The organism is Flavobacterium sp. 25HG05S-40 (assembly GCF_052654735.1).
The window spans coordinates 1,409,983-1,431,490 of sequence record NZ_CP199750.1; the positions used below are offsets into that span (position 1 = coordinate 1,409,983).

A 21,508-nucleotide genomic window follows, 5' to 3' on the forward strand; every position below is an offset into this window, starting at 1 on the left:
ATTATAAATGAGCAATGTTATTAGAGTGAAGCAGTTTTCAAAACAATTACAAAACCGCAACTATTAATTTGTTTGCGCAAAGCATAAAAAAAATCCATTAAAATTGCAGTCTTCATAATTATTTACTAAAAAAAAATAGCAAATTCATTTTTGTATATTTGCTAAATAAGTATATTTATGCAAAATTTATATATATGGATATTTTAGCGTGTCCCAAATGTCAAAACGATGCTATTGTAAAAAGTGGTGTCATCAAAGACAGACAAAGGTTTTTATGCAAAAAATGCAAGTACTATTTCACGGTTAATAAACTAGGGAAAAAGATTGATAGTTACTATGTAACCAAAGCGCTGCAATTGTATTTAGAAGGTTTAAGTTTTAGAGAAATTGAGCGTATTATTGGGGTTTCACACGTTACGGTAAGCAATTGGGTAAAGGAGTTTAAAATCTCAAAACCCAACCACACCGATTATCATCCGACTTACAAGATATACAACCACTTAGAGTTGATAGAATTCTTAAAAAACAAGGAGGTTTTAAAAGGAGCCGGAATGATTATTACGGAACTTGGTGATAAGTTTATGTTAATCAAATGGGAGCGTTTCAAAGATTAGCTATAGTGTTTTACAGTAATATATATCATAATTTTTTTCATTCACAATTTGTTAGAATTTGGTCGGGTAATTAACCAAAACCAACTATTCAAATTATGAAAAAATTTTTACTCCTAACGTTTGCAGTTTGCTCCTTTACAGGAAACGCACAAACACCTACTGCAACTGTTGCGCCTGTTCCAGCAGAAAAGGAATGGGATGTTAGTATGTACGGGTTCATCAGAACCGATTACATTTGGGATACTCGACGTTCTGCTCAAGTTCGTGAGTATAATTTAAATCTTTATCCTTTAGACGAACAATTAGATGCTAACGGAGACGATATCAACGATGCAGGTGCATCAAATTTCCTTTCGGTTGTTTCCCGTTTAGGTGTAAAAGCAAAAGGGCCCAATGTTTGGGGCGCCAAAACTTCCGGAACTTTAGAAGGCGATTTCTTCGGAAATACAGAAGCAACTATTGGTCTTTTCCGTCTTCGTCATGCTCACGTAAATTTAGATTGGGAAAAAACAAGCTTGTTATTGGGACAAACATGGTATCCAACTTTTATTCCTGAGGTATTTCCGGGTGTAGCCAACTTTAGTACAGGTATTATGTTTAATCCGTTTGGCTGGGTATCTCAAGTTAGGATAAAACAAAATTTTACTAAAGAATTTTCTTTTTCATTTACAGCTTATAAAGAAAGAGAGTTTACCACAGCTACGGCAACCGGCGGAACGCAAAATTCGGCCTCATTTAATTCGACATTACCCACTTTACACGGACAGTTTCAATTCAAAAATAAAAACTGGATTGCCGGTTTAGGATTTGAATATAAATCACTGCAACCCCTTACAGTCAGTAACAGTTTGGCCACATCAGAAAAAGTAAATACTACTTCTGTAGTGGGCTATTTCAAATACAACAACGATAAATTTCACATCAAAGCTTACGGAATTACAGGTAAAAACATGTATAACTTAGTAATGTTAGGAGGTTTTGCAGGTTACAGTACTCCGGGTGAAGTAGAAACGTATGAAGGAATCAAAACGACAGCGATGTGGATTGACATTGCGAGCAATAGTAAAAAAATAGCTCCAGGATTATTCTTTGGGTATACTATGACTGACGGAGTAAGTAAAGACAATCCAACAACACTTTACGGAAGAGGTTTTTCAGGAACACGTGGCGTGGATAATGTAATGCGAGTATCAGCAAGAGTCGATTTCAAACAGAATAAGTTTAGAGTAACTCCTGAATTAGAATATACTGGTGCCACTTGGGGTGATTTGAAGCCGGATGCCACTTTTGACGGAAACGACAAAAAAGTAGGGAACTTCAGAGCCATGGTATCTTGTGCTTACAGTTTTTAATAAAATCAACTAAATCATTTATAAAGTATGAGCAATAAATCAACAAAAGGAATCTGGAAAGTTATTTCGGCCTCCTCATTAGGAACGATGATAGAATGGTATGATTTCTACATCTTCGGAAGTTTAGCAGTAGTACTGTCGACCAAATTTTTCCCGTCTGACAATCCCACAGCAGCGTTTTTATCAACATTGGCGACTTTTGCCGCAGGGTTTGTAGTGCGTCCCTTTGGAGCCTTATTCTTCGGACGTTTAGGAGATCTTATCGGAAGAAAATATACCTTTATGGTAACCTTACTTTTAATGGGTGGAGCCACATTTTTAATCGGATGTATTCCGAGTTATGAAACCATTGGCTTTCTCGCACCGCTATTGGTTTTATTATTGAGATTATTACAAGGATTAGCTTTGGGAGGAGAATATGGTGGAGCGGCCACTTATGTAGCCGAACACGCTCCAAAAAACGAAAAAGGATATTGGACATCTTGGATTCAAACTACGGCTACTGTAGGTTTGTTTGTGTCTCTGATGGTGATTTTGATAACTAAAGGAGCTATGTCTAAAGAAGCATTTGACGAGTGGGGATGGAGAGTACCGTTTTGGGTATCCATCATCATGGTTATTGTTTCTTATTTTATCCGAAAAGGAATGCACGAATCACCTGTTTTTGCTAAAGCCAAAGCCGAAGGAAAAACGACTACCAATCCGTTAAAAGAAAGTTTCGGTAACAAATTCAATTTAAAATTTGTCTTGCTTGCGTTGTTTGGAGCAACAATGGGACAAGGTGTCGTCTGGTATACCGGACAATTTTATGCGATGAGTTTTATGAAAACCGTGCAAAGCATTGAATCTTCTCAAGTAGATACGTTGCTGGGAATCGCATTAATATTTGGGACACCATTCTTTGTTTTCTTTGGATGGCTAAGTGATAAGATTGGTCGTAAAACCATTATGATGGCCGGGATGTTGTTCGCCATCTTGTTATACCGTCCGATTTACAGAGCGATGTATAATACTACTGATGTTGCCTTGAAAACTGAAATCATTGCTGACACTAAAGTCGTACCCTCGATAAAAGAAATCGATGCCACAAAATCTGATTCCATTTATACAACAACGAAAATGTATACTGACGGTACAGCTTTGGAAGAAATCAAAACCAAACATTTTGAAAATGGTACATTGATGAAAGACGATAAAGGAAAGGATAAAATCGAAACCAAAATTACTAAAACCATTCCTAATTCAGTTCGATGGATGCTGGTATTCTTAGTATTTATTCAGGTGATTTTTGTTACCATGGTATATGGTCCTATTGCAGCTTTCTTAGTAGAAATGTTCCCGGTGAAGATACGATATACTTCCATGTCGTTGCCATATCACGTTGGAAATGGTATATTTGGTGGACTGCTGCCTGCTATTTCAACCTATTTCGTAACCACTGCCAAAGATGCCGGTGATGTCGAATTTTATTTGGAAGGTTTATGGTATCCCATTGGAATCGCTGCAGTATGTTTTGTCATCGGAATGATTTACATCGACAGAAAAATTAATACACTTCACGACTAACACATAACGATATGAACACTATAAAAAAATATTTGGGAATTGTCTGGATAGCACTAGCTATAGCAGTCGCTTATTTTGCCATCGGGATCTTTGGCGGAAAACTAACGTCAGGAAAACAAGATGATTTGGTTTTCGGAATCATCATATTTTTCATATTATTACCTTTGGTAGTCACAGGATTAACCATCTTTGGCTGGTATGCCATAACCGATGAATATGAAGATTAAACGTAAAGTTAAATTGGTTGCCAAGAGCTCTTAATTCGTTAAGGGCTTTTGGTTTTTTATAATTCGAAACACAAATGAAACAAAGACATCAGCAAAAACTAGTAATCATTTCTATGATATTACTACTCGGATTAAACATTCCGATGGTGCTTTTGTTTGATAGCTCGAGCAGTCTCTTGGGATTTCCTGTTATTTACATTTATATCTTTTCGGTGTGGTTGTTTTCAGTCCTGTTATCTTTTATAATCTTAAAACGCTACCATGAATAGTATTGCTTTATTAGTCATATTAGCCGTTTATTTGGGAATTCTTTTCTTCATTGCTCATTGGGCAGAAAAAAAGGAAAACTCGCGTTGGACCAATAATCCCTATATCTATTCTCTCTCTTTAGCCGTTTATTGTACAGCGTGGACCTACTACGGAAGTATTGGTGTGGCAGCCAATTCGGGACTTAGTTATTTACCCGTCTATTTGGGACCGATTATCATTGTTCCGGCTTGGATTATCATTCTCAAAAAAATTATCCGCATTTCAAGGGTAAACAAGATTTCAAGTATAGCCGATTTTATTTCACTCCGTTATGGCAACAGCCGATTTTTGGGAGCTGTGGTTACTATAGTTTGCTTGTTCGGAATCTTACCTTATATCGCATTACAGCTAAAATCGATTGCAGAGACCTTTCATATTGTAACACAAACGGAATCCAATTCTAACATCTTTGATGATAGTACTACGTATGTTGCTTTCGCTTTAGCCATATTTGCCTCTATTTACGGAACGCGTTATGTAGATGCCTCCGAAAAACGAAAAGGAATAGTAACAGCAGTGGCTTTGGAAAGCGTACTAAAATTGGTTTTCTTTATTGTTATAGGCGTCTATGTTACCTTTTTTGTGTTTGATGGGTTTGATGATATTTATGCTAAAGCTTCTTTGTTGGAAAATTTTCATCAAAAAAATACCATCGGTGGATTGCCACAGGCTATCAATTGGTTTTTCCTTTGTATATTATCTATGTTTGCCATTTTCTTGTTACCTAGACAATTTCAGGTGGCTGTTATTGAAAATACTCGCGAAAACCATGTAAATACTGCCATTTGGCTCTTTCCGTTGTATTTACTACTATTCAATATTTTTGTATATCCGATTGCATGGGGTGGCAATATTTTATTCGATGGACAGAATGTTAACTCGGATACGTATTCGCTTTTGATTCCGCAGTTTTTCGATAATAAAACCTTGACGGTTATGGTTTTTTTGGGCGGATTTTCTGCAGCTATTTCGATGATTGTAGTTTCTTCCATCGGACTTTCCACAATGGTCAGCAACAATTTGATTATTCCGTATGGTTTACTCGGAAGATTACAGCTCAATGAGCAGTCTACCATCAACAAAAAAATTGTCAATATTCGTAAAATTGGAATTTTCTCGCTGATTATTGCGGCGTATTTTATTTATAGATTTTTTGCTTTAGACTATAGCTTATTTTCTATTGGATTAGTAGCTTTTGTAATTATAGCCCAATTAGCACCTTCCTTTTTTGGTGCATTGTTCTGGAGAAGAGGTTCCCGAACCGGAGCGGTTTCGGGTTTACTTGTTGGTTTTATCATTTGTTTGTACACTTTGTTAGTTCCGTACGCATTGGGAATCACATCATCCGACACGACCTTTATCACCAAAGGCTTATTCGGACTGGAACTCTTAAAACCTTTGCAATTATTCGGACTCGATTATTTACAGCCTGTCCAACACGCTTTATTTTGGAGTTTGTTTTTCAATTTTATGATTTATATCGCCGTATCGGTTAGTTTTAAAGGCAATTACCGCGAACGCAATTATGCCGAAATGTTTTTGGATATCAACAAATACATCAACATGCATGAAAATGCGTTTGTATGGAAAGGAACGGCGTACCGTAATGACATCGAAAAAGTACTGATAAAATTCTTAGGTGAAGAACGTACCAAACGCGCTATGAATATTTTTAACGTAAAATACAATGTCGATAAAAACGAAGAATTGGCGGATGCGCGGTTGATTAAATTCTCAGAAAACTTGCTCACAGGACACATCGGAACAGCATCGGCTAAAATTTTAATAGCAAGTGTTGTCAAAGAAGAAAAGATTACACTTCCGGAAGTATTAAAGATTTTGGAAGAGTCCAAAGAAAATATCATCATCAATAAAAAACTGACTGAAACCTCCAACGAACTGAAAGAAATCTCCGCAAAACTGAAGGATGCCAATGTGTCATTGATGAAAAAAGACAAGCAAAAAGACGAGTTTTTAGACACAGTCACTCATGAATTACGCACGCCAATAACGGCTATCCGTGCATCGAGTGAGATTTTGTACGACGACGATGAAATTCCGGAAGAACTGCGCAAACAGTTTTTGCAAAACATCATTTCCGAATCCGATCGATTAAACCGACTGATTGATAAAATTCTGGATTTAGAAAAGTTCGAAACAGGGCGTCAGAAAGTAAATTTTGCTACTCACAAGGTCATGGAATCACTTGAAAATGCTATTGAACCTTTACAGCAACTCATCAACAACAAAAACATCCATGTTCACATAGAAGGTAACTATAAGTTGCAAGCCGATTTTGATGAAGACCGAATTATACAAGTCGTGACTAATTTGATATCCAATGCTATTAAATTTTGTCCGGAGCAAAACGGTTTAATAGCTATTGCCATTTACGATAAATCGGATTATGTACAAATTGAAGTGAGTGACAACGGAAAAGGCATTGCGCCAAATGATTTTGAAACTATATTTGATAAATTTTATCAGTCCACCAATCAGAATTTCAAGAAGCCTATTGGCAGCGGTTTAGGACTGGCCATTTGCAAACAAATCATCGAACACCACAAAGGGAAAATTTGGGCAACCAATAATGCCAACGGTGGTGCTTGCTTAAGTTTTACATTACCCAAAATACAGTAATTATGAAAAAGATTTTAATAGTAGACGACGAACCCAATATTGTGATGTCATTGGAATATACTTTTAAAAAACACAATTTTGAAGTGTTTATTGCCCGTGATGGTCAAGAAGCCTTGGATATTTTAAAAACCCAACTTCCCGATATTATTATTCTCGATATCATGATGCCTTTGGTAGACGGATTTGAAACTTTGGAACATATCAAAAGTAACGGACAACTCCAGCATTGTAAAGTGATGTTTCTGTCAGCGAAAAACAAAGAAAGCGATATTGAAAAAGGAATGGCATTGGGTGCTGATGCTTATTTAACCAAACCTTTTTCCATCAAGAAAGTAGTCGAAAAGGTTAACGAATTACTCGAAACCTAAAGACTTAGTAACTATTTATGGAACCCTAAAGTGTCTTTTTCATGCGAAAAGGATTCCATAACTACATTCGAAATTAAACAAAAAGCAACAACAATGCCTAACCAACCCAATGCCATGAATTATCAGGAATTATACAATCAAAGCATAGCAAACCCCGAAGAATTTTGGGCAGAGCAAGCTAATGAAATCGATTGGTTCACTAAACCAACTCAAATACTGTCAACAGACGAAACGGGTTACCCACAGTGGTACAAAGACGGAATTTTGAATGCCTGCTTTTTGGCATTAGACAAACACATCAACGATGGTTTTGGAGATGAGATTGCTATCATTTATGATTCGCCTGTAACTCAAACGATAAAAAAATATACTTTTCATGAAGTCAAATCGGAAGTAGCCCGACTGGCAGGTGGTTTGCTTTCACTCGGATTGAAAAAAGGAAATACAGCAGTAATTTATATGCCGATGATTCCGCAGGCAACTTTTGCCATGTTAGCTTGTGCCCGAATTGGAGTACCGCATTCGGTGGTTTTTGGTGGATTTGCTCCCCATGAATTAGCCATCAGAATAGACGACTGCAAACCAAGAGTTATCATAACCGCTTCTTCAGGAATTGAAATTGACAGACTGATAGCCTACAAGCCGTTAGTTGATGAAGCTATTGAATTAGCCGAACACAAACCTAAAAAAGTGGTAGTGCTCAACCGAAAATTAGGCGCCAGAATTCCGTTCAAAAAATATGATGTCGATTATGATGCGTTGGTCTATGGTTCAGAAGAAGCTGACTGCATTCCGGTTGAAGCTACGCATCCTTTGTATGTACTCTACACTTCAGGAACCACTGGTAAGCCTAAGGGAATTGTGAGAGATACCGGAGGTTATGCCACGGCTTTAAAGTTTTCTATGCAAAAAATATATGGTGTCAAACCGGGAGAAGTTTTTTGGGCTGCTTCCGATGTGGGTTGGGTGGTAGGCCACAGTTACATTGTGTACGGACCATTATTCAACAGAAACACAACCATAGTTTTTGAAGGAAAACCGATACGAACTCCGGATGCAAGTACCTTTTGGCGTGTGATTGCCGAACATAAAGTCAGCGTCATGTTTACTGCACCAACAGCTATTCGTGCCATCAAAAAGGAAGATCCCAATGGAGCGTTCATCAAACAATATGATTTGTCGTGTTTGCGTACCCAATTCTTAGCGGGTGAGCGTTGTGATGTGGCCACTTTAGAATGGTATCGCGAGCATATCCCGATTCCGGCTATCGATCATTGGTGGCAAACGGAATCAGGCTGGCCCATGATAGCAAATATGATGGGAGTAGAGTATTTAAAAATTAAACCAGGCTCTTCGGGGAAAGCGGTTTCGGGTTATGATATTCGGATTTTAGGTGAAAACGGACATGAATTGAATGCTAATGAAGAAGGTTATGTTGTTATTAAGTTGCCCTTGCCTCCCGGAACGTTATTAGACATATGGAATGATAACGAACGCTTTCAAGCTGGGTATCTGAATCGATTTCCCGGATTCTATTTTTCGGGAGATGGTGGATACAAAGATGAAGAAGGCTACATTTTTATAACGGGCAGAGTAGATGATGTAATTAATGTAGCAGGACACCGATTATCCACAGCCGAAATGGAAGAGATAGTGGCTTCGCATCATGCTGTTGCCGAGTGTGCCGTGATTGGAATTAATGACGAGTTGAAAGGGCAAATTCCACTGGCATTAGTAGTAACCAAATTTGGAGAAGGAATAGAACATTTTCAACTGCAACACGAAGTGGTACAATTAGTCCGTGAGCAAATTGGCGCTGTAGCTTCTTTAAGAGATGTAGTCACAGTAAATCGTTTACCCAAAACACGTTCCGGAAAAATTTTGCGCAAGCTTCTAAGAAGCATAGCCGACGGTGACAATTTCCAAATTCCGTCTACAATTGATGATGAAGCTATTATCGATGAGGTAAAAGAAGTTTTGGAGTTGGCGAAAGTTGGAAGTTTTAAGAGATAAGGTATGAGAAATCAATAGTTCAGTTATCAACTGATATTTCATCCGACAACCGATAACTGCTAACCATCAAACAACTATACTTATTTAGCAAGAAAATTAAACGTCACTTCAATAGAATCTATATATTTACATAACAAAACGATATTTAAAGAAGATTTATAATGAGTTATTACAAAATCCAAAATCTGGAGCATTACTTCAAGATGTATAAAAAATCAGTCCGTGAACCCCGAAAATTCTGGGACAGGATTGCCGACGAAAACTTTACTTGGTATCAAAAATGGGATAAGGTTTTCGAATTCAATTTTCAGGAAGCAAAATTCAAATGGTTTTTAGATGCTAAAGTCAATATTACTAAAAACTGTATCGATAGGCATTTGGCTCGAAGAGGTGATAAAACCGCGATTATTTTTGAACCTAACAATCCCGATGAAGAAGCACTACACATCACCTATAACCAACTATATGACAAGGTGGCCCGAATGTCGAATGTATTGCGTGAGCAAGGTGTTAAAAAAGGAGATAGAGTTTGCATTTATTTACCAATGATACCCGAATTAGCAATTGCTGTTTTAGCTTGTGCCCGAATTGGTGCTGTCCATTCTGTTGTCTTTGCAGGATTTTCTGCTACTGCTGTTGCTGCGCGAATTAATGATTGCGAGTGCAAAATGGTCATCACTTCTGACGGAAGTTATCGTGGAGACAAAACCATCGACCTCAAAGGAATTGTGGATGAAGCATTAGAAAAAACACCTTGTGTGGAAAAGGTTTTAGTGGTTAAAAGAACCAACAGCCAAGTGACTATGAAAGAAGGTCGTGATATTTGGTTACAACCCTTATTAGATGACGCCGTTCCCAATAATGTAGCCGAAATTATGGATGCCGAAGATCCGTTATTCATATTATACACTTCAGGATCTACCGGAAAACCAAAAGGAATGGTACATTCCACCGCAGGATACATGGTCTATACAGCCTACACCTTTAAAAATGTTTTTGCTTATGAAGAAACTGATATATTTTGGTGTACTGCAGATATTGGATGGATCACGGGTCATTCTTATATTCTTTACGGACCTTTATTAAACGGAGCAACAACCGTAATTTTTGAAGGTGTTCCTTCTTATCCGAATTTCAGCCGTTTTTGGGAAGTTATCGAAAAGCACAACGTAACGCAATTTTACACCGCACCAACTGCCATCCGTGCATTAGCGAAAGAAAATCTGGATTATGTACAAAAATACCCTTTGAGTTCTTTAAAAGTTATTGGTTCGGTAGGTGAGCCTATCAACGAAGAAGCTTGGCATTGGTACAATGACCACGTTGGAGGAAAGCGATGTCCTTTAGTGGATACCTGGTGGCAAACAGAAACCGGAGGAATCATGATTTCGCCAGTTCCTTTTGTAACGCCAACAAAACCTACATACGCCTCACTGCCATTACCCGGAATTCAGCCTGTATTAATGGATGAATTGCGCAACGAGATTGAAGGAAATCAAGTTACAGGAAGTCTGTGTATCAAATTCCCATGGCCTTCCATAGCAAGAACCATTTGGGGTGATCATCAACGTTATAAGGAAACCTATTTTACCGCTTTCCCAGGTAAATACTTCACAGGTGATGGTGCACTTCGGGATGAGGTTGGTTACTACCGAATTACGGGTCGTGTGGATGATGTAATCATTGTTTCGGGACATAATCTTGGAACAGCACCCATAGAAGATGCGATCAATGAGCATCCGGCTGTAGCAGAAAGTGCGATTGTAGGATTCCCACACGATATCAAAGGAAATGCTTTGTATGGCTTTATTATCCTAAAGGAAGTAGGAGAAAGTAGAGATAAAGATAATCTTGCCAAAGAGATTAATCAACTTATTTCGGACCAGATTGGGCCAATTGCGAAGCTAGATAAAATACAATTTGTATCAGGTTTACCAAAAACCCGTTCCGGAAAAATCATGCGTAGAATTTTGAGAAAAATTGCTGAAGGTGACTTTAGTAATTTCGGTGATACATCAACGTTATTGAATCCCGAAATTGTTGATGAAATTAAAAGCGGAAAGCTATAAGAGATTTATTATTCAAAATTAAAAAACCCGTCCGCTTAGCGGACGGGTTTTTTGCAGCACTAAAAAACTAAGTTTATAGGTTTATCGCAATCGATCTACAGATTTTACGAGATCTTCATCCTTTTTGATGGCTTTGTTGGCCAAAACCAAAAATACGATAGAAAAAATAGGTAAGAACATCCCAACACCTTTCTCAGAAATAGCTGTTTCTCCAGATGCGTTTAGTGTTCGATACACAAATAATCCTAATAAAATTAAATTCAATATCATATTCAATCTGCCCATGACAAATTGCTGTTGTCTTTTTTTGTGTGATAATATGCTCAATAAAGTAAGTGTAGTACTCAATCCGAAAAGAGTAACATAGACCATATCCATCATAAAATAGAATGCTTTACCTGCTGTATCAGTCCACAATGGAAATACAAAAGGCAACACTCCAGTAATGATGAAGCATAAAATCAGGTAATACGTTTGAGGTCTAAACATTCTTTTTAGTTATAATATGTCGCAAAAATAAAGTTTCTTTTTAAAAAAATACTATTGCATGATAAAATTTTATTTGTATTATTGCAATGCAAATCCGCAAGAACTTCATCAATCGGATTTTTCCAATCATTGAATCTACCCACATTTTCTTGTTTTCCCATTTAAAATCATTTACGATATAAATACTATTTATGTTTGATATTTCTGCCCTTAAAGAAATGAAGCTGCCTGAGCTTCAGGAGATTGCCAAATTAGCCAAAACGATAAAAGTTAGTGGTGCCAAAAAAGAGACACTCATTGCCCAGATTTTGGAGCATCAAAATAAAGCCGTTGCTACTGAAAAACCTGTAGAAACCGAGAAATCAGGTGAAGTGAAAACAAAACGAACCCGAATTGCTCCGGAAACAAAAAAATCAGAAGAAACTTCTCAGAATGATTTGTTTACAGCAGATTCGGCTGTTAGCAAAGAATCGGAACAACCTTCAATAGAAATCGCTCAGGAAAAGCCGGTTTTTCAAAGTAAAAATCCAAAGTTCAAGAAGCCTTTCGAAAAAAAGAAAGCGAATCAGCCAGTAATAGTTTCAGAAGAAGCAACAGAAGCCAATCCAAATGAAACCTCTATTACAGAAGAACCAGAAGCAGGTCAGAATCCAAATCAGAATGGCAATCAAGACCAAAAGCAAAAGCATCCGAATGGTAATGCCAATAGCAATAATCCAAATCATCCCAACTTTAAAGCGAAGAAGCAAAACAATTTCAGAGATTCTGATTTTGAGTTTGATGGAATCATAGAAAGCGAAGGTGTTCTCGAAATGATGCCTGATGGTTATGGTTTCCTGCGTTCCTCGGATTATAATTATTTGGCTTCGCCAGATGATATTTATCTGTCCACTTCTCAAATCAGATTGTTTGGTTTAAAAACTGGAGATACGGTTAAAGGTGTGGTTCGTCCACCAAAAGAAGGAGAAAAATTCTTTCCGTTAGTAAAAGTTTTAAAAATCAACGGTCATGACCCTCAAGTTGTTCGCGATAGGGTTTCATTCGAGCATTTAACTCCGATATTTCCACAAGAAAAATTTAATATAGCTGACAAACAGGCAAGTGTTTCTACACGAGTAATCGATTTGTTTTCACCAATTGGAAAAGGCCAACGTGGAATGATTGTAGCCCAGCCAAAGACGGGTAAAACCATGTTGTTGAAAGATATTGCCAATGCCATCGCAGCCAATCATCCCGAAGTATACTTAATTGTTTTACTTATCGACGAGCGTCCAGAAGAGGTAACGGATATGCAACGCAGTGTTCGTGGGGAAGTTATTGCTTCAACATTTGACCGTGAACCACAGGAACACGTAAAAATTGCGAACATCGTCCTCGAAAAATCAAAACGTTTGGTAGAATGTGGTCATGATGTCGTGATTTTATTAGACTCAATTACACGTTTGGCAAGAGCTTACAATACGGTTCAACCGGCATCAGGAAAAGTACTTTCGGGTGGAGTTGACGCTAATGCTTTGCAAAAACCAAAACGTTTCTTTGGTGCAGCTCGTAATGTAGAAAACGGTGGTTCTTTGAGTATCATCGCGACAGCACTAACCGAAACAGGTTCTAAAATGGACGAAGTAATCTTCGAGGAATTTAAAGGAACTGGTAATATGGAGTTGCAGTTGGACAGAAAAATTGCCAACCGTCGTATTTTCCCAGCAATCGATTTGACTTCATCCAGTACGCGTCGTGATGATTTATTATTAGATCCAAATACACTAAAGCGTATGTGGATACTGCGTAAATTCCTAGCCGATATGAATCCGGTAGAATCGATGGACACTATCAACGACAAAATCAAAAAAACCCGAAACAACGAGGAATTCCTCATTTCAATGAATGATTAACCTATAAAATCCCAACGGAGTAGTTGGGATTTTTTTTTGGGACTATTTACCATCTTTCTCTTCATTGTGCCTACTTTTGCAGCAAATTATCTTTGTGCAACTCAATAAATACTTTTTATCGGCATTATCATCCTTTATTATTTGGGGATTTTTTAGTTTGGCTTTGAAACCACTGAAAGATTATCCGTCATTGGATATTTTGATTTACAGAGTGTTTTTAGCGACTGTTTTACTGTTACTAATTAATGTAGTTTTCAGAAAAAAAGCACTTCAAGCGGATTGGCTCGCCTTTTCAAGTTTAGGGACAAAGCAAAAGTATAGCACCTTATATCTCACTATTATTGGTGGTTTTTTACTTATAGTCAATTGGTTTTTGTTTATATATGCCATAAACCATGTTAGTTTACAATCGGCTTCGTTTGCTTATATGATATGTCCCATTTTGACCACCATTCTAGCTTTTTTTATTTTGAAAGAAAAACTTTCCCATTGGCAGTGGTTTTCGATTTTGTTGTGCGTTATCAGTTGCGCCATATTATCGTACGGACATTTGAAGGACTTGCTTTATAGTTTAACAATTGCACTTTCATTCGCGTTTTATTTAATCAGTCAGCGCAAAAACAATCAATTCGATCGATTCGTCATTTTAACGGTTCAAATGTTGATTGCGTCGATTTCGATTGTACCATTTTTATCAAACTATAGTGTAGTAATTCCAAAGGAATCCTTGTTTTATGTTTTGTTGGTTGTCATTGTTATAGTTTTTACGATTATTCCGCTTTTCTTGAATTTGTATGCTTTGAAAGGAATGAATTCCTCAACGGTTAGTATTTTGATGTATACGAATCCACTCATTCATTTCTTTTTGGCTGTTTTTTATTTCAAAGAAGCAATGAATACAGCTCAAATTGTTTCCTATGGCTTGATACTAATATCGATACTTATTTTTAATGAAAAATTTATCTTCGGGCGTCAGGCTTCAAGTTCATAATGAGTTATATTCATTTAAGAATTTTGAGGAGATAAAATGGATAAAGTAAGTCTTAAAAATGTCATCTTGTCATATAATTTTCTATAGAAGCGCTCAAAAACTGACAATTTAATCTCATTTACTGCTTGGCACAATACTTGACTTTGCACAATCAAGTTTTGAAATGAAACACACAAACAAGAATATAAAATAATAAAAATGGGAAAAATAATTGGAATTGACTTAGGAACAACCAACTCTTGTGTATCTGTAATGGAAGGGCAAGAAGCCGTAGTAATCCCTAATTCAGAAGGAAAAAGAACAACACCATCTATCATTGCATTTGTTGAAGGTGGTGAGATTAAGGTAGGTGACCCTGCAAAAAGACAAGCAGTGACAAACCCAACAAAAACAGTTGCGTCTATAAAACGTTTTATGGGACACACTTTTGCTGAAACTCAGGAAGAAGCTAAAAAAGTACCTTACTCAGTAGTTAAAGGCGACAACAACACACCGCGTGTGGATATTGACGGTCGTTTATATACAGCACAAGAATTGTCAGCGATGACACTTCAAAAAATGAAAAAAACAGCGGAAGACTATTTAGGTCAAACCGTTACAGAAGCAGTTATTACGGTTCCGGCATATTTTAATGACGCTCAGCGTCAGGCTACAAAAGAGGCTGGTGAAATTGCAGGTCTTAAAGTAATGAGAATCATCAACGAGCCAACTGCTGCAGCATTAGCTTATGGATTGGACAAAAAAGGGCACGATCAAAAAATTGCAGTTTACGATTTAGGTGGTGGTACTTTTGATATTTCTATCCTAGAGTTAGGAGATGGAGTTTTCGAAGTATTGTCTACTAATGGTGATACACACCTTGGTGGAGATGATTTTGACCAAACAATCATTGATTGGTTGGCAGACGAATTCAAATCTGAAGAAGGAATTGATTTGCGTTTAGACCCGATGTCATTACAAAGAATTAAAGAAGCTGCTGAAAAAGCAAAAATCGAATTGTCCTCTTCTGCTGAAACAGAAATCAATTTGCCATACGTAACAGCAACTGCAACAGGACCTAAGCACTTAGTGAAAAAATTAACCAGAGCTAAATTTGAGCAATTGTCAGATTCTTTAGTAAAACGTTCTATGGAACCCGTGGCTAAAGCATTGAAAGATGCCGGTTTATCAACTTCAGACATTGATGAAGTTATCCTTGTTGGTGGTTCTACAAGAATGCCAAGAATTGCTGACGAAGTGGAGAAATTCTTTGGTAAAAAAGCATCAAAAGGAGTAAACCCTGATGAAGTTGTAGCGATTGGAGCTGCTATTCAAGGTGGAGTTTTATCTGGAGATGTAAAAGATGTATTGTTGTTAGACGTTACGCCTTTGTCTTTAGGTATTGAAACTATGGGGAATGTAATGACAAAATTAATCGAGTCAAACACAACCATTCCAACTAAAAAGTCACAAGTGTTCTCTACTGCTGCGGACAACCAACCAAGTGTTGAAATCCATGTATTGCAAGGAGAAAGAACGATGGCTGCAGATAATAAAACTATCGGTCGTTTCCACTTAGACGGAATTCCACCAGCACCAAGAGGTGTTCCTCAAATTGAAGTTACTTTTGATATTGATGCCAATGGTATCATCAAAGTTTCTGCTACTGATAAAGGAACTGGAAAATCACACGACATTCGTATCGAAGCTTCCTCTGGTTTGACCGCTGAAGAAATCGAAAGAATGAAAAAAGATGCTGAGATGAATGCTGATGCTGATAGAATTGCCAGAGAAAAAGCTGAAAAATTAAACGAAGCTGACAGCATGATTTTCCAAACTGAAAGTCAACTGAAAGAAATCGGAGATAAATTATCAGACGATCATAAAGTGGCTATCGAATTAGCGTTGACAGAGTTAAGAATGGCTCATCAAAATCAAGACTTGGAAGCGATTCAAAAAGGTCTTGACAATGTAAATGCTGCCTGGAAAACAGCAACCGAAGCTATGTATGCTCAAGGTGAAGCTGGACAAGCCCAGGAAGCAGCACCACAAGCTGACACTCAAGGTGACAACACACAAGATGTTGAATTCGAAGAAGTGAAATAATTAATTGCGCTTTTATATTATAGAAAACCGGATATTACTTATCCGGTTTTTTTTGTGTTGCACTGAACATTCTTTCGATAACAAAAACATGAGGAAATGTTACTGCAGCCAAAAAGGTAAAAAATAGGGAGTCAAAAATTTTATAATCTTTAAATAATAAGTAAGATACTGCTATTCCGATTACTGATATAATCCAATACGGAAGTGCTGACCAGCAGTACTTTGTAAAAGTTTTAAAAGATAATTCTCTATATAAAAATTTTATCTGATCCTGTAATGATGGCAAACTATGCCAAATAATGAAATAAATCGTAAATCCCCAAATTAGTGTTCCTACTTTAAAAACAATTCCAAATACAAGTAAATATAATAGCTCTTCAAGCAAATTAGGCCAATGAATCTTCGACTTGTAGATAGCGTAACAAAGCGAAATAAATAGAATCAAACTAACTGTTTTCAGAACATTAAAAATCAGAACCGCATTGATTTCAATAGCAGTAATTCCCTTGATTATTTTGATTACCTCTTTATTGTGAAAATGTAACAGTAGCATTATTATAAATAAACCATAGATAGTTTGAAATGCTACATTTTGCAATCTGATTTGTTGAAATAATTTGTTTTTCCAATGTTGCTCACCAAAATGATAACTACTAACAACTATAAATAGGAATAGTCCAAAAGATGGAATTACAGTGAAAAGAATTATTGCTAGTACTATAACACTAATATACAAGTATACAATTCTTTTGTAAGAGGAAGATTTGTTATTAGTGATTTTTCTTACTATTAATAAATCATTAGCGCCATGAGAGATACCAAATAAAAAGATTAATAAAAAACCTATAAATATTTGAGTATCGCTATTAACATATGACGTTAACCACAACCCAATAAAGGTCAAAAGAATTGATATTTTGGAATTTTTAAGTATCATTTAATTTATTTTGTTTAAAAATAAGCAAAAAAAATTAAACAAAATGCTGTTTTATTGTTTAACATTTTATAGATTTAATTAAACAAAATAATCTAAAACATTTAAATTATGTCAAATTCTATTTTACCTTCGGTTTTAATTGGAAAGTTGTTGCCTACTGATTATGTAGGTTTTACTTTTTTTGTTGGCTGTATGGCCATGATGGCAGCATCTGCATTTTTCTTTTTATCCTTAAATCAGTTTGATAAAAAGTGGAGGACATCGGTATTAGTATCTGGACTGATCACTTTTATTGCAGCTGTGCATTACTTTTACATGAGAGATTACTGGGCTTCATTCCAAGAATCTCCCACTTTTTTCAGATATGTTGATTGGATACTAACCGTTCCATTGATGTGTTTGGAGTTTTATTTAATTCTTAAAGTTGCTGGAGCCAAACAAAACTTGCTTTGGAAAATGATTTTCTATTCAGTAGTTATGCTAGTTACTGGATATTTTGGTGAAGCTGTGTTCACAGAAAGTGCCGCAATTTGGGGTCTCATTTCGGGTCTTGCTTATTTTGCGATAGTCTATGAAATTTGGTTAGGTAGTGCCGCAAAACTAGCCAAAACTGCAGGTGGAAATGTACTTGCAGCTCACAAAATTTTATGTTGGTTTGTACTCGTTGGTTGGGCAATTTATCCTTTAGGGTACATGATGGGTACAACCGGATGGTATAATTCGTTTATACCTTCAGGAAATATTGATGTCGCTTACAACATTGCTGATGCCATCAATAAAATTGGTTTTGGTTTGGTTATTTATTCTTTGGCAATCAAATCGCAAAAAGATTAAATTTTCAAAATTTTGAAAATTGAACCGCTTTAGTTTACTAAAGCGGTTTTTTATTTAACATCAATTAAATAGATTATTTTGTACATTGGCATGCTATTATTAACCAATTATTGCTTTGCTATGAAAAAAATATTTTTGTTGGTCTGTTTCGGTTTGTTGACTTTTAATGGGTTTGCCCAAAAAAAGAAAGCTGTAACGAAGAAACCTACTACCACTGTTTCAGCTTTACCCAAACTCGATAATCTTCAGGTTGAAATCAAAAACGGAAAGTTTCAGGTCTCAGTTAGTGAAAAAGGAAAGACCAATGACATGCTCATCATTAAAGATGTTGATGCTACCTTTAGTCCAAAAGAGTGCAAATTAAAATCGTTTACTGCCAATGGCGTTACGTTGTATTTGTTAACATGGACCGAAATCAACACTATAAAAACAGGTGATAAAACCGAAAACAAAACCACTGTTTATAACGTTATTTATGAAATAGCTTCCAAAAAGCAAGTCTATTCTAATTATCAGCTGACCAATCATATTACCGAGAAAGTATTTTTAGGTGGGACCGGAGCTTCAGAAACTCAGGAAAAAATCAGAAGAGAAGGATTTGAGTTTGTCTTGAATCCAGATGGTTCTGTAACGCAAAAAAGCAAAAGTCAACAAGCTACTTTTGTCTACGATAAAGACAAAATGGAGTTTAAAAAGAAATAAAAAAAGCGAGCATTTAGCTCGCTTTTTTTATGAATAGATTCAAGGTTTATTCCGAAACTTTTATTTCAAACATCTTGTTCCAGTTTTTACCGGTCACAAAAAGGGTATTTGTTTTTTTATTGAAGGCAATTCCGTTAAGTACTTCGGCTTCTTTATTAGTTACTTTAGCGCGTAATGCCGACAAGTCTAACACTGCTTCAACGGCTCCAGTTTTGGGATTGATTACTGCTATCGCATCTTTCTGCCAAATGTTGCCATATATTTTTCCATTGATCCATTCCAATTCGTTAACAGATTTAATTTTACTGTCGTTGGTATATACATTGATAAAGTCGGTCAGCTTTTGGGTTTCCGGATTCATGGTCCAGATTTTCTCGGTGCCATCAGAGTGGTAAATGTTTTGGCCATCATTGGTCATTCCCCAACCTTCTACTTTTTTGCCATAAGGGAACTTTTTTATCAGTTTTAATGTATTCGCATCATAAATAAAACCAGTAGCGTTTTGCCACGTTAACTGATAGATTTTGTCATGGATTACGGTTATTCCTTCTCCGAAATATTGTGGGTCTAAGTCAACTCTTTTGAATGTTTTTCCGGTTTTGTGGTCAATTTTAGCAAAGTAACCTTTGTAACCTTGTGGTGTTCCTGTACTTTCAATTAATGTGTCACGGTAGAACTCAAAGCCTTCCGTAAACGCGTTGACATCGTGGTCATACGTATTTAGAACAGTATATTTTAAAAGTTTTGGAACGATTCCCGAAGCCACTTCAACGCGGGTTTTAGTCGACACCGTGTCGTTTTGAAAATAAACCAAAGCTTTGATATTTTGATACCCTAATTTTTTCCCGTTCAAATCTAAGGTAAATTTACCATTCCCTTTTACAGAAGCCATTCTTTTACCGTCTACAAAATAAGCGATGCTGTCGATGATTTTGTTTTCATTGTTCAGTAAAGTGAAATCGACCTTATCGGTAGCTTGGTATAAGGGCTTCATAGCGTTTTCGTCAAAGCTGAAATAACTTTCTTTTTCTTTTTGAGTATCGCCACAACCGACAATGTTTAAGGCTAATAAAATGGTAATTAATGGGTTACAAATTTTCATTTTTAATAATTAAATTTTCACTCACAAATATATTTATATTGCTCTTAAATTCTTGCAAAAAAATAAAAAGATTGTATCTTTGCACCGGCAAGTCCTACACGACCAGCTCCTACAAAATCCTCCAGGATGGGAACATAGCAAAGGTATGTGGTTGTAGCGGTGCGATGTAGGTCGCTTGCCATTTTTTTTTAAAATCTGTCCCGAAGTTCTCGGGATTTTTTATTTTCACACCCTATGGTTTTATCATGGCAAATAGTACGCTTTCAACTCAAAGAAACCTTTGCTATTGCTTATGGAAATTATACTCACAGAGAAGCTTTAATCGTAACACTCGAAAAGCATGGGACTAAAGGGTATGGCGAATGCACGGCTATTGATTACTACAACATCAGTCTCTCTGATTTTGATCATATTTTACTAAAGGTCAAGTCGAAAATAGAAGCAAGAGCCATTGTTCCGCCTGCTGAGTTTTATGCTTTTCTATTGCAATTGGATTTACCAAGTTTCCTGCGTTCGGCCTTGGATTGCGCTTATTGGGATTTGTTTGGGAAGCTGGAAAAGAAGAGTTTTTTAGCATTAAATGCTATTGATTATAAAAATCTTGTTGAGTCTTCTATAACCATTAGTGTGGCTACTGTTGACCATCAAATCGAGAAAATTCAAGCTTCATCATGGCCTAAATTCAAAGTAAAATGCCATCATTTTGACGAAAGTACCATCACTAAATTATCGGAACTTGATAAAGATATTGCACTAGATTCTAACGGAAGTTTTACAAGAGAAAATTGTCTTTGGCTACAAAATAATGCTTTGATTTCTCAATTTTCTTATTTGGAGCAACCTATGAAACCTGGATTTGAGCAGTATCAAGTTTTAAATACCAATAGTTTTGCTAATTGGATGGCTGATGAAGATTGTCAGGATGTGTCTCATTTACAAGAGTTACAAAATCATTACAAGAGCATCAACATCAAATTGATGAAGTGTGGCGGACTTACTCCAGCTTTAGAAATGATTCATACTGCTAAAGCATTTGGATTTAAAATCATGATAGGTTGTATGACCGAATCAACTGTTGGGATTTCAGCAGGAGCGGTTTTAGCCCCTTTTTGTGATTACGCCGATTTAGACGGAGCTAATCTCATTGCTAACGATATTGCGGAAGGCAGCAAAGTTATAAACGGAAAGATTCATATGAATCAAAATCATGGTTTGGGTATCAAAATAAACTAATTATCTTTAACCGAAAATAGACGGATAGATAATAGACGAATAGATAATAGATATTCCGTCTTTAAATAATTCTATCATCTTTTCG

Annotated in this window: 18 protein-coding genes and 1 other RNA gene; 15 read left to right on the forward strand and 4 right to left on the reverse strand. The window is 36.5% G+C overall.

Annotated elements, in window-relative coordinates; translation table 11 throughout:
- Positions 1 to 194 precede the first annotated feature (194 nt).
- The 8 genes from ACULEU_RS05965 (at position 195) to acs (ending at position 11,158) form a co-directional block, all read left to right on the forward strand.
- Positions 195 to 614: an IS1/IS1595 family N-terminal zinc-binding domain-containing protein gene (locus ACULEU_RS05965; RefSeq protein WP_445454533.1), complete on the forward strand. Its 420-nt coding sequence runs from the start codon at positions 195 to 197 to the stop codon at positions 612 to 614.
- Between the two features lie 95 nt (positions 615 to 709).
- A complete protein-coding gene (locus tag ACULEU_RS05970; protein WP_445454534.1) occupies positions 710 to 1,966 on the forward strand; it encodes a DcaP family trimeric outer membrane transporter in 1,257 nt (418 codons plus the stop codon).
- 27 nt (positions 1,967 to 1,993) lie between these two features.
- Positions 1,994 to 3,532, forward strand: coding sequence for an MFS transporter (locus tag ACULEU_RS05975; RefSeq protein WP_445454535.1), 1,539 nt, complete (start codon positions 1,994 to 1,996; stop codon positions 3,530 to 3,532).
- 11 nt (positions 3,533 to 3,543) lie between these two features.
- Positions 3,544 to 3,759: a DUF6814 family protein gene (locus ACULEU_RS05980; protein WP_445454536.1), complete on the forward strand. Its 216-nt coding sequence runs from the start codon at positions 3,544 to 3,546 to the stop codon at positions 3,757 to 3,759.
- Positions 3,760 to 4,020: 261 nt separating this feature from the next.
- Positions 4,021 to 6,708: an ATP-binding protein gene (locus ACULEU_RS05985; protein ID WP_445454537.1), complete on the forward strand. Its 2,688-nt coding sequence runs from the start codon at positions 4,021 to 4,023 to the stop codon at positions 6,706 to 6,708.
- A 2-nt stretch (positions 6,709 to 6,710) separates the two neighbouring features.
- Entirely contained in the window at positions 6,711 to 7,076 is a 366-nt protein-coding gene (locus ACULEU_RS05990) for a response regulator transcription factor (RefSeq protein WP_445454538.1), read from the forward strand.
- 114 nt (positions 7,077 to 7,190) lie between these two features.
- Positions 7,191 to 9,089 (forward strand): acetate--CoA ligase, encoded by a 1,899-nt coding sequence (locus ACULEU_RS05995; protein WP_445454833.1) that lies wholly within the window; start codon positions 7,191 to 7,193, stop codon positions 9,087 to 9,089.
- Between the two features lie 161 nt (positions 9,090 to 9,250).
- Positions 9,251 to 11,158, forward strand: coding sequence for an acetate--CoA ligase (acs, locus tag ACULEU_RS06000; RefSeq protein ID WP_445454539.1), 1,908 nt, complete (start codon positions 9,251 to 9,253; stop codon positions 11,156 to 11,158).
- A gap of 81 nt (positions 11,159 to 11,239) precedes the next feature.
- On the opposite strand, the gene ACULEU_RS06005 is transcribed toward acs, so the two are convergent.
- Both ACULEU_RS06005 and ACULEU_RS06010 read right to left on the reverse strand, forming a co-directional pair.
- On the reverse strand, positions 11,240 to 11,647 hold the full coding sequence (locus ACULEU_RS06005; protein ID WP_445454540.1) for a DUF4293 family protein: 408 nt from the start codon (positions 11,645 to 11,647) through the stop codon (positions 11,240 to 11,242).
- A 5-nt stretch (positions 11,648 to 11,652) separates the two neighbouring features.
- The gene (locus ACULEU_RS06010; protein WP_445454541.1) at positions 11,653 to 11,808 is read right to left on the reverse strand and encodes a hypothetical protein; all 156 of its coding nucleotides are present in this window, start codon (positions 11,806 to 11,808) and stop codon (positions 11,653 to 11,655) included.
- Between the two features lie 30 nt (positions 11,809 to 11,838).
- On the opposite strand from ACULEU_RS06010, the gene rho reads away from it, so the two are divergent.
- From rho to dnaK, 3 genes are all read left to right on the forward strand, one after another.
- Positions 11,839 to 13,539 (forward strand): transcription termination factor Rho, encoded by a 1,701-nt coding sequence (gene rho / locus ACULEU_RS06015; RefSeq protein WP_445454542.1) that lies wholly within the window; start codon positions 11,839 to 11,841, stop codon positions 13,537 to 13,539.
- A 94-nt stretch (positions 13,540 to 13,633) separates the two neighbouring features.
- On the forward strand, positions 13,634 to 14,530 hold the full coding sequence (locus ACULEU_RS06020) for an EamA family transporter (RefSeq protein ID WP_445454543.1): 897 nt from the start codon (positions 13,634 to 13,636) through the stop codon (positions 14,528 to 14,530).
- Positions 14,531 to 14,728: 198 nt separating this feature from the next.
- Positions 14,729 to 16,615, forward strand: coding sequence for a molecular chaperone DnaK (gene dnaK, locus ACULEU_RS06025; protein ID WP_445454544.1), 1,887 nt, complete (start codon positions 14,729 to 14,731; stop codon positions 16,613 to 16,615).
- 34 nt (positions 16,616 to 16,649) lie between these two features.
- Here dnaK and ACULEU_RS06030 read toward each other — a convergent pair whose 3' ends face one another.
- Positions 16,650 to 17,552, reverse strand: a complete 903-nt coding sequence (locus ACULEU_RS06030) for a Brp/Blh family beta-carotene 15,15'-dioxygenase (protein WP_445454545.1) — start codon at positions 17,550 to 17,552, stop codon at positions 16,650 to 16,652.
- A gap of 108 nt (positions 17,553 to 17,660) precedes the next feature.
- On the opposite strand from ACULEU_RS06030, the gene ACULEU_RS06035 reads away from it, so the two are divergent.
- Both ACULEU_RS06035 and ACULEU_RS06040 read left to right on the forward strand, forming a co-directional pair.
- Positions 17,661 to 18,386 (forward strand): bacteriorhodopsin-like, encoded by a 726-nt coding sequence (locus tag ACULEU_RS06035; RefSeq protein WP_445454546.1) that lies wholly within the window; start codon positions 17,661 to 17,663, stop codon positions 18,384 to 18,386.
- Between the two features lie 120 nt (positions 18,387 to 18,506).
- Entirely contained in the window at positions 18,507 to 19,088 is a 582-nt protein-coding gene (locus ACULEU_RS06040; RefSeq protein ID WP_445454547.1) for a hypothetical protein, read from the forward strand.
- A gap of 46 nt (positions 19,089 to 19,134) precedes the next feature.
- Here the strand turns inward: ACULEU_RS06040 and ACULEU_RS06045 are convergent, their stop codons facing one another.
- Complete coding sequence (locus tag ACULEU_RS06045) at positions 19,135 to 20,190, reverse strand: glutaminyl-peptide cyclotransferase (protein ID WP_445454548.1); 1,056 nt, start codon at positions 20,188 to 20,190, stop codon at positions 19,135 to 19,137.
- Positions 20,191 to 20,275: 85 nt separating this feature from the next.
- Here ACULEU_RS06045 and ffs point away from each other — a divergent pair.
- An RNA gene (gene ffs, locus ACULEU_RS06050) (signal recognition particle sRNA small type) lies at positions 20,276 to 20,373 on the forward strand.
- A gap of 51 nt (positions 20,374 to 20,424) precedes the next feature.
- Positions 20,425 to 21,423, forward strand: a complete 999-nt coding sequence (locus ACULEU_RS06055; protein WP_445454549.1) for an enolase C-terminal domain-like protein — start codon at positions 20,425 to 20,427, stop codon at positions 21,421 to 21,423.
- Positions 21,424 to 21,508: the final 85 nt, after the last annotated feature.

Bases quoted from the DNA above. Each gene is read 5' to 3' on its own strand.
- ACULEU_RS06035 (WP_445454546.1), top strand. From the start codon at position 17,661: ATGTCAAATTCTATTTTACCTTCGGTTTTAATTGGAAAGTTGTTGCCT.
- ACULEU_RS06005 (WP_445454540.1), bottom strand. From the start codon at position 11,647: ATGTTTAGACCTCAAACGTATTACCTGATTTTATGCTTCATCATTACT.
- ACULEU_RS06010 (WP_445454541.1), bottom strand. From the start codon at position 11,808: ATGGGAAAACAAGAAAATGTGGGTAGATTCAATGATTGGAAAAATCCG.
- ACULEU_RS06030 (WP_445454545.1), bottom strand. From the start codon at position 17,552: ATGATACTTAAAAATTCCAAAATATCAATTCTTTTGACCTTTATTGGG.
- ACULEU_RS06045 (WP_445454548.1), bottom strand. From the start codon at position 20,190: ATGAAAATTTGTAACCCATTAATTACCATTTTATTAGCCTTAAACATT.
- ACULEU_RS05985 (WP_445454537.1), top strand. From the start codon at position 4,021: ATGAATAGTATTGCTTTATTAGTCATATTAGCCGTTTATTTGGGAATT.
- ACULEU_RS05980 (WP_445454536.1), top strand. From the start codon at position 3,544: ATGAACACTATAAAAAAATATTTGGGAATTGTCTGGATAGCACTAGCT.
- ACULEU_RS05995 (WP_445454833.1), top strand. From the start codon at position 7,191: ATGAATTATCAGGAATTATACAATCAAAGCATAGCAAACCCCGAAGAA.
- ACULEU_RS06040 (WP_445454547.1), top strand. From the start codon at position 18,507: ATGAAAAAAATATTTTTGTTGGTCTGTTTCGGTTTGTTGACTTTTAAT.
- ACULEU_RS05990 (WP_445454538.1), top strand. From the start codon at position 6,711: ATGAAAAAGATTTTAATAGTAGACGACGAACCCAATATTGTGATGTCA.
- ACULEU_RS05975 (WP_445454535.1), top strand. From the start codon at position 1,994: ATGAGCAATAAATCAACAAAAGGAATCTGGAAAGTTATTTCGGCCTCC.
- acs (WP_445454539.1), top strand. From the start codon at position 9,251: ATGAGTTATTACAAAATCCAAAATCTGGAGCATTACTTCAAGATGTAT.
- ACULEU_RS06055 (WP_445454549.1), top strand. From the start codon at position 20,425: ATGGTTTTATCATGGCAAATAGTACGCTTTCAACTCAAAGAAACCTTT.
- rho (WP_445454542.1), top strand. From the start codon at position 11,839: ATGTTTGATATTTCTGCCCTTAAAGAAATGAAGCTGCCTGAGCTTCAG.
- ACULEU_RS05970 (WP_445454534.1), top strand. From the start codon at position 710: ATGAAAAAATTTTTACTCCTAACGTTTGCAGTTTGCTCCTTTACAGGA.
- dnaK (WP_445454544.1), top strand. From the start codon at position 14,729: ATGGGAAAAATAATTGGAATTGACTTAGGAACAACCAACTCTTGTGTA.
- ACULEU_RS05965 (WP_445454533.1), top strand. From the start codon at position 195: ATGGATATTTTAGCGTGTCCCAAATGTCAAAACGATGCTATTGTAAAA.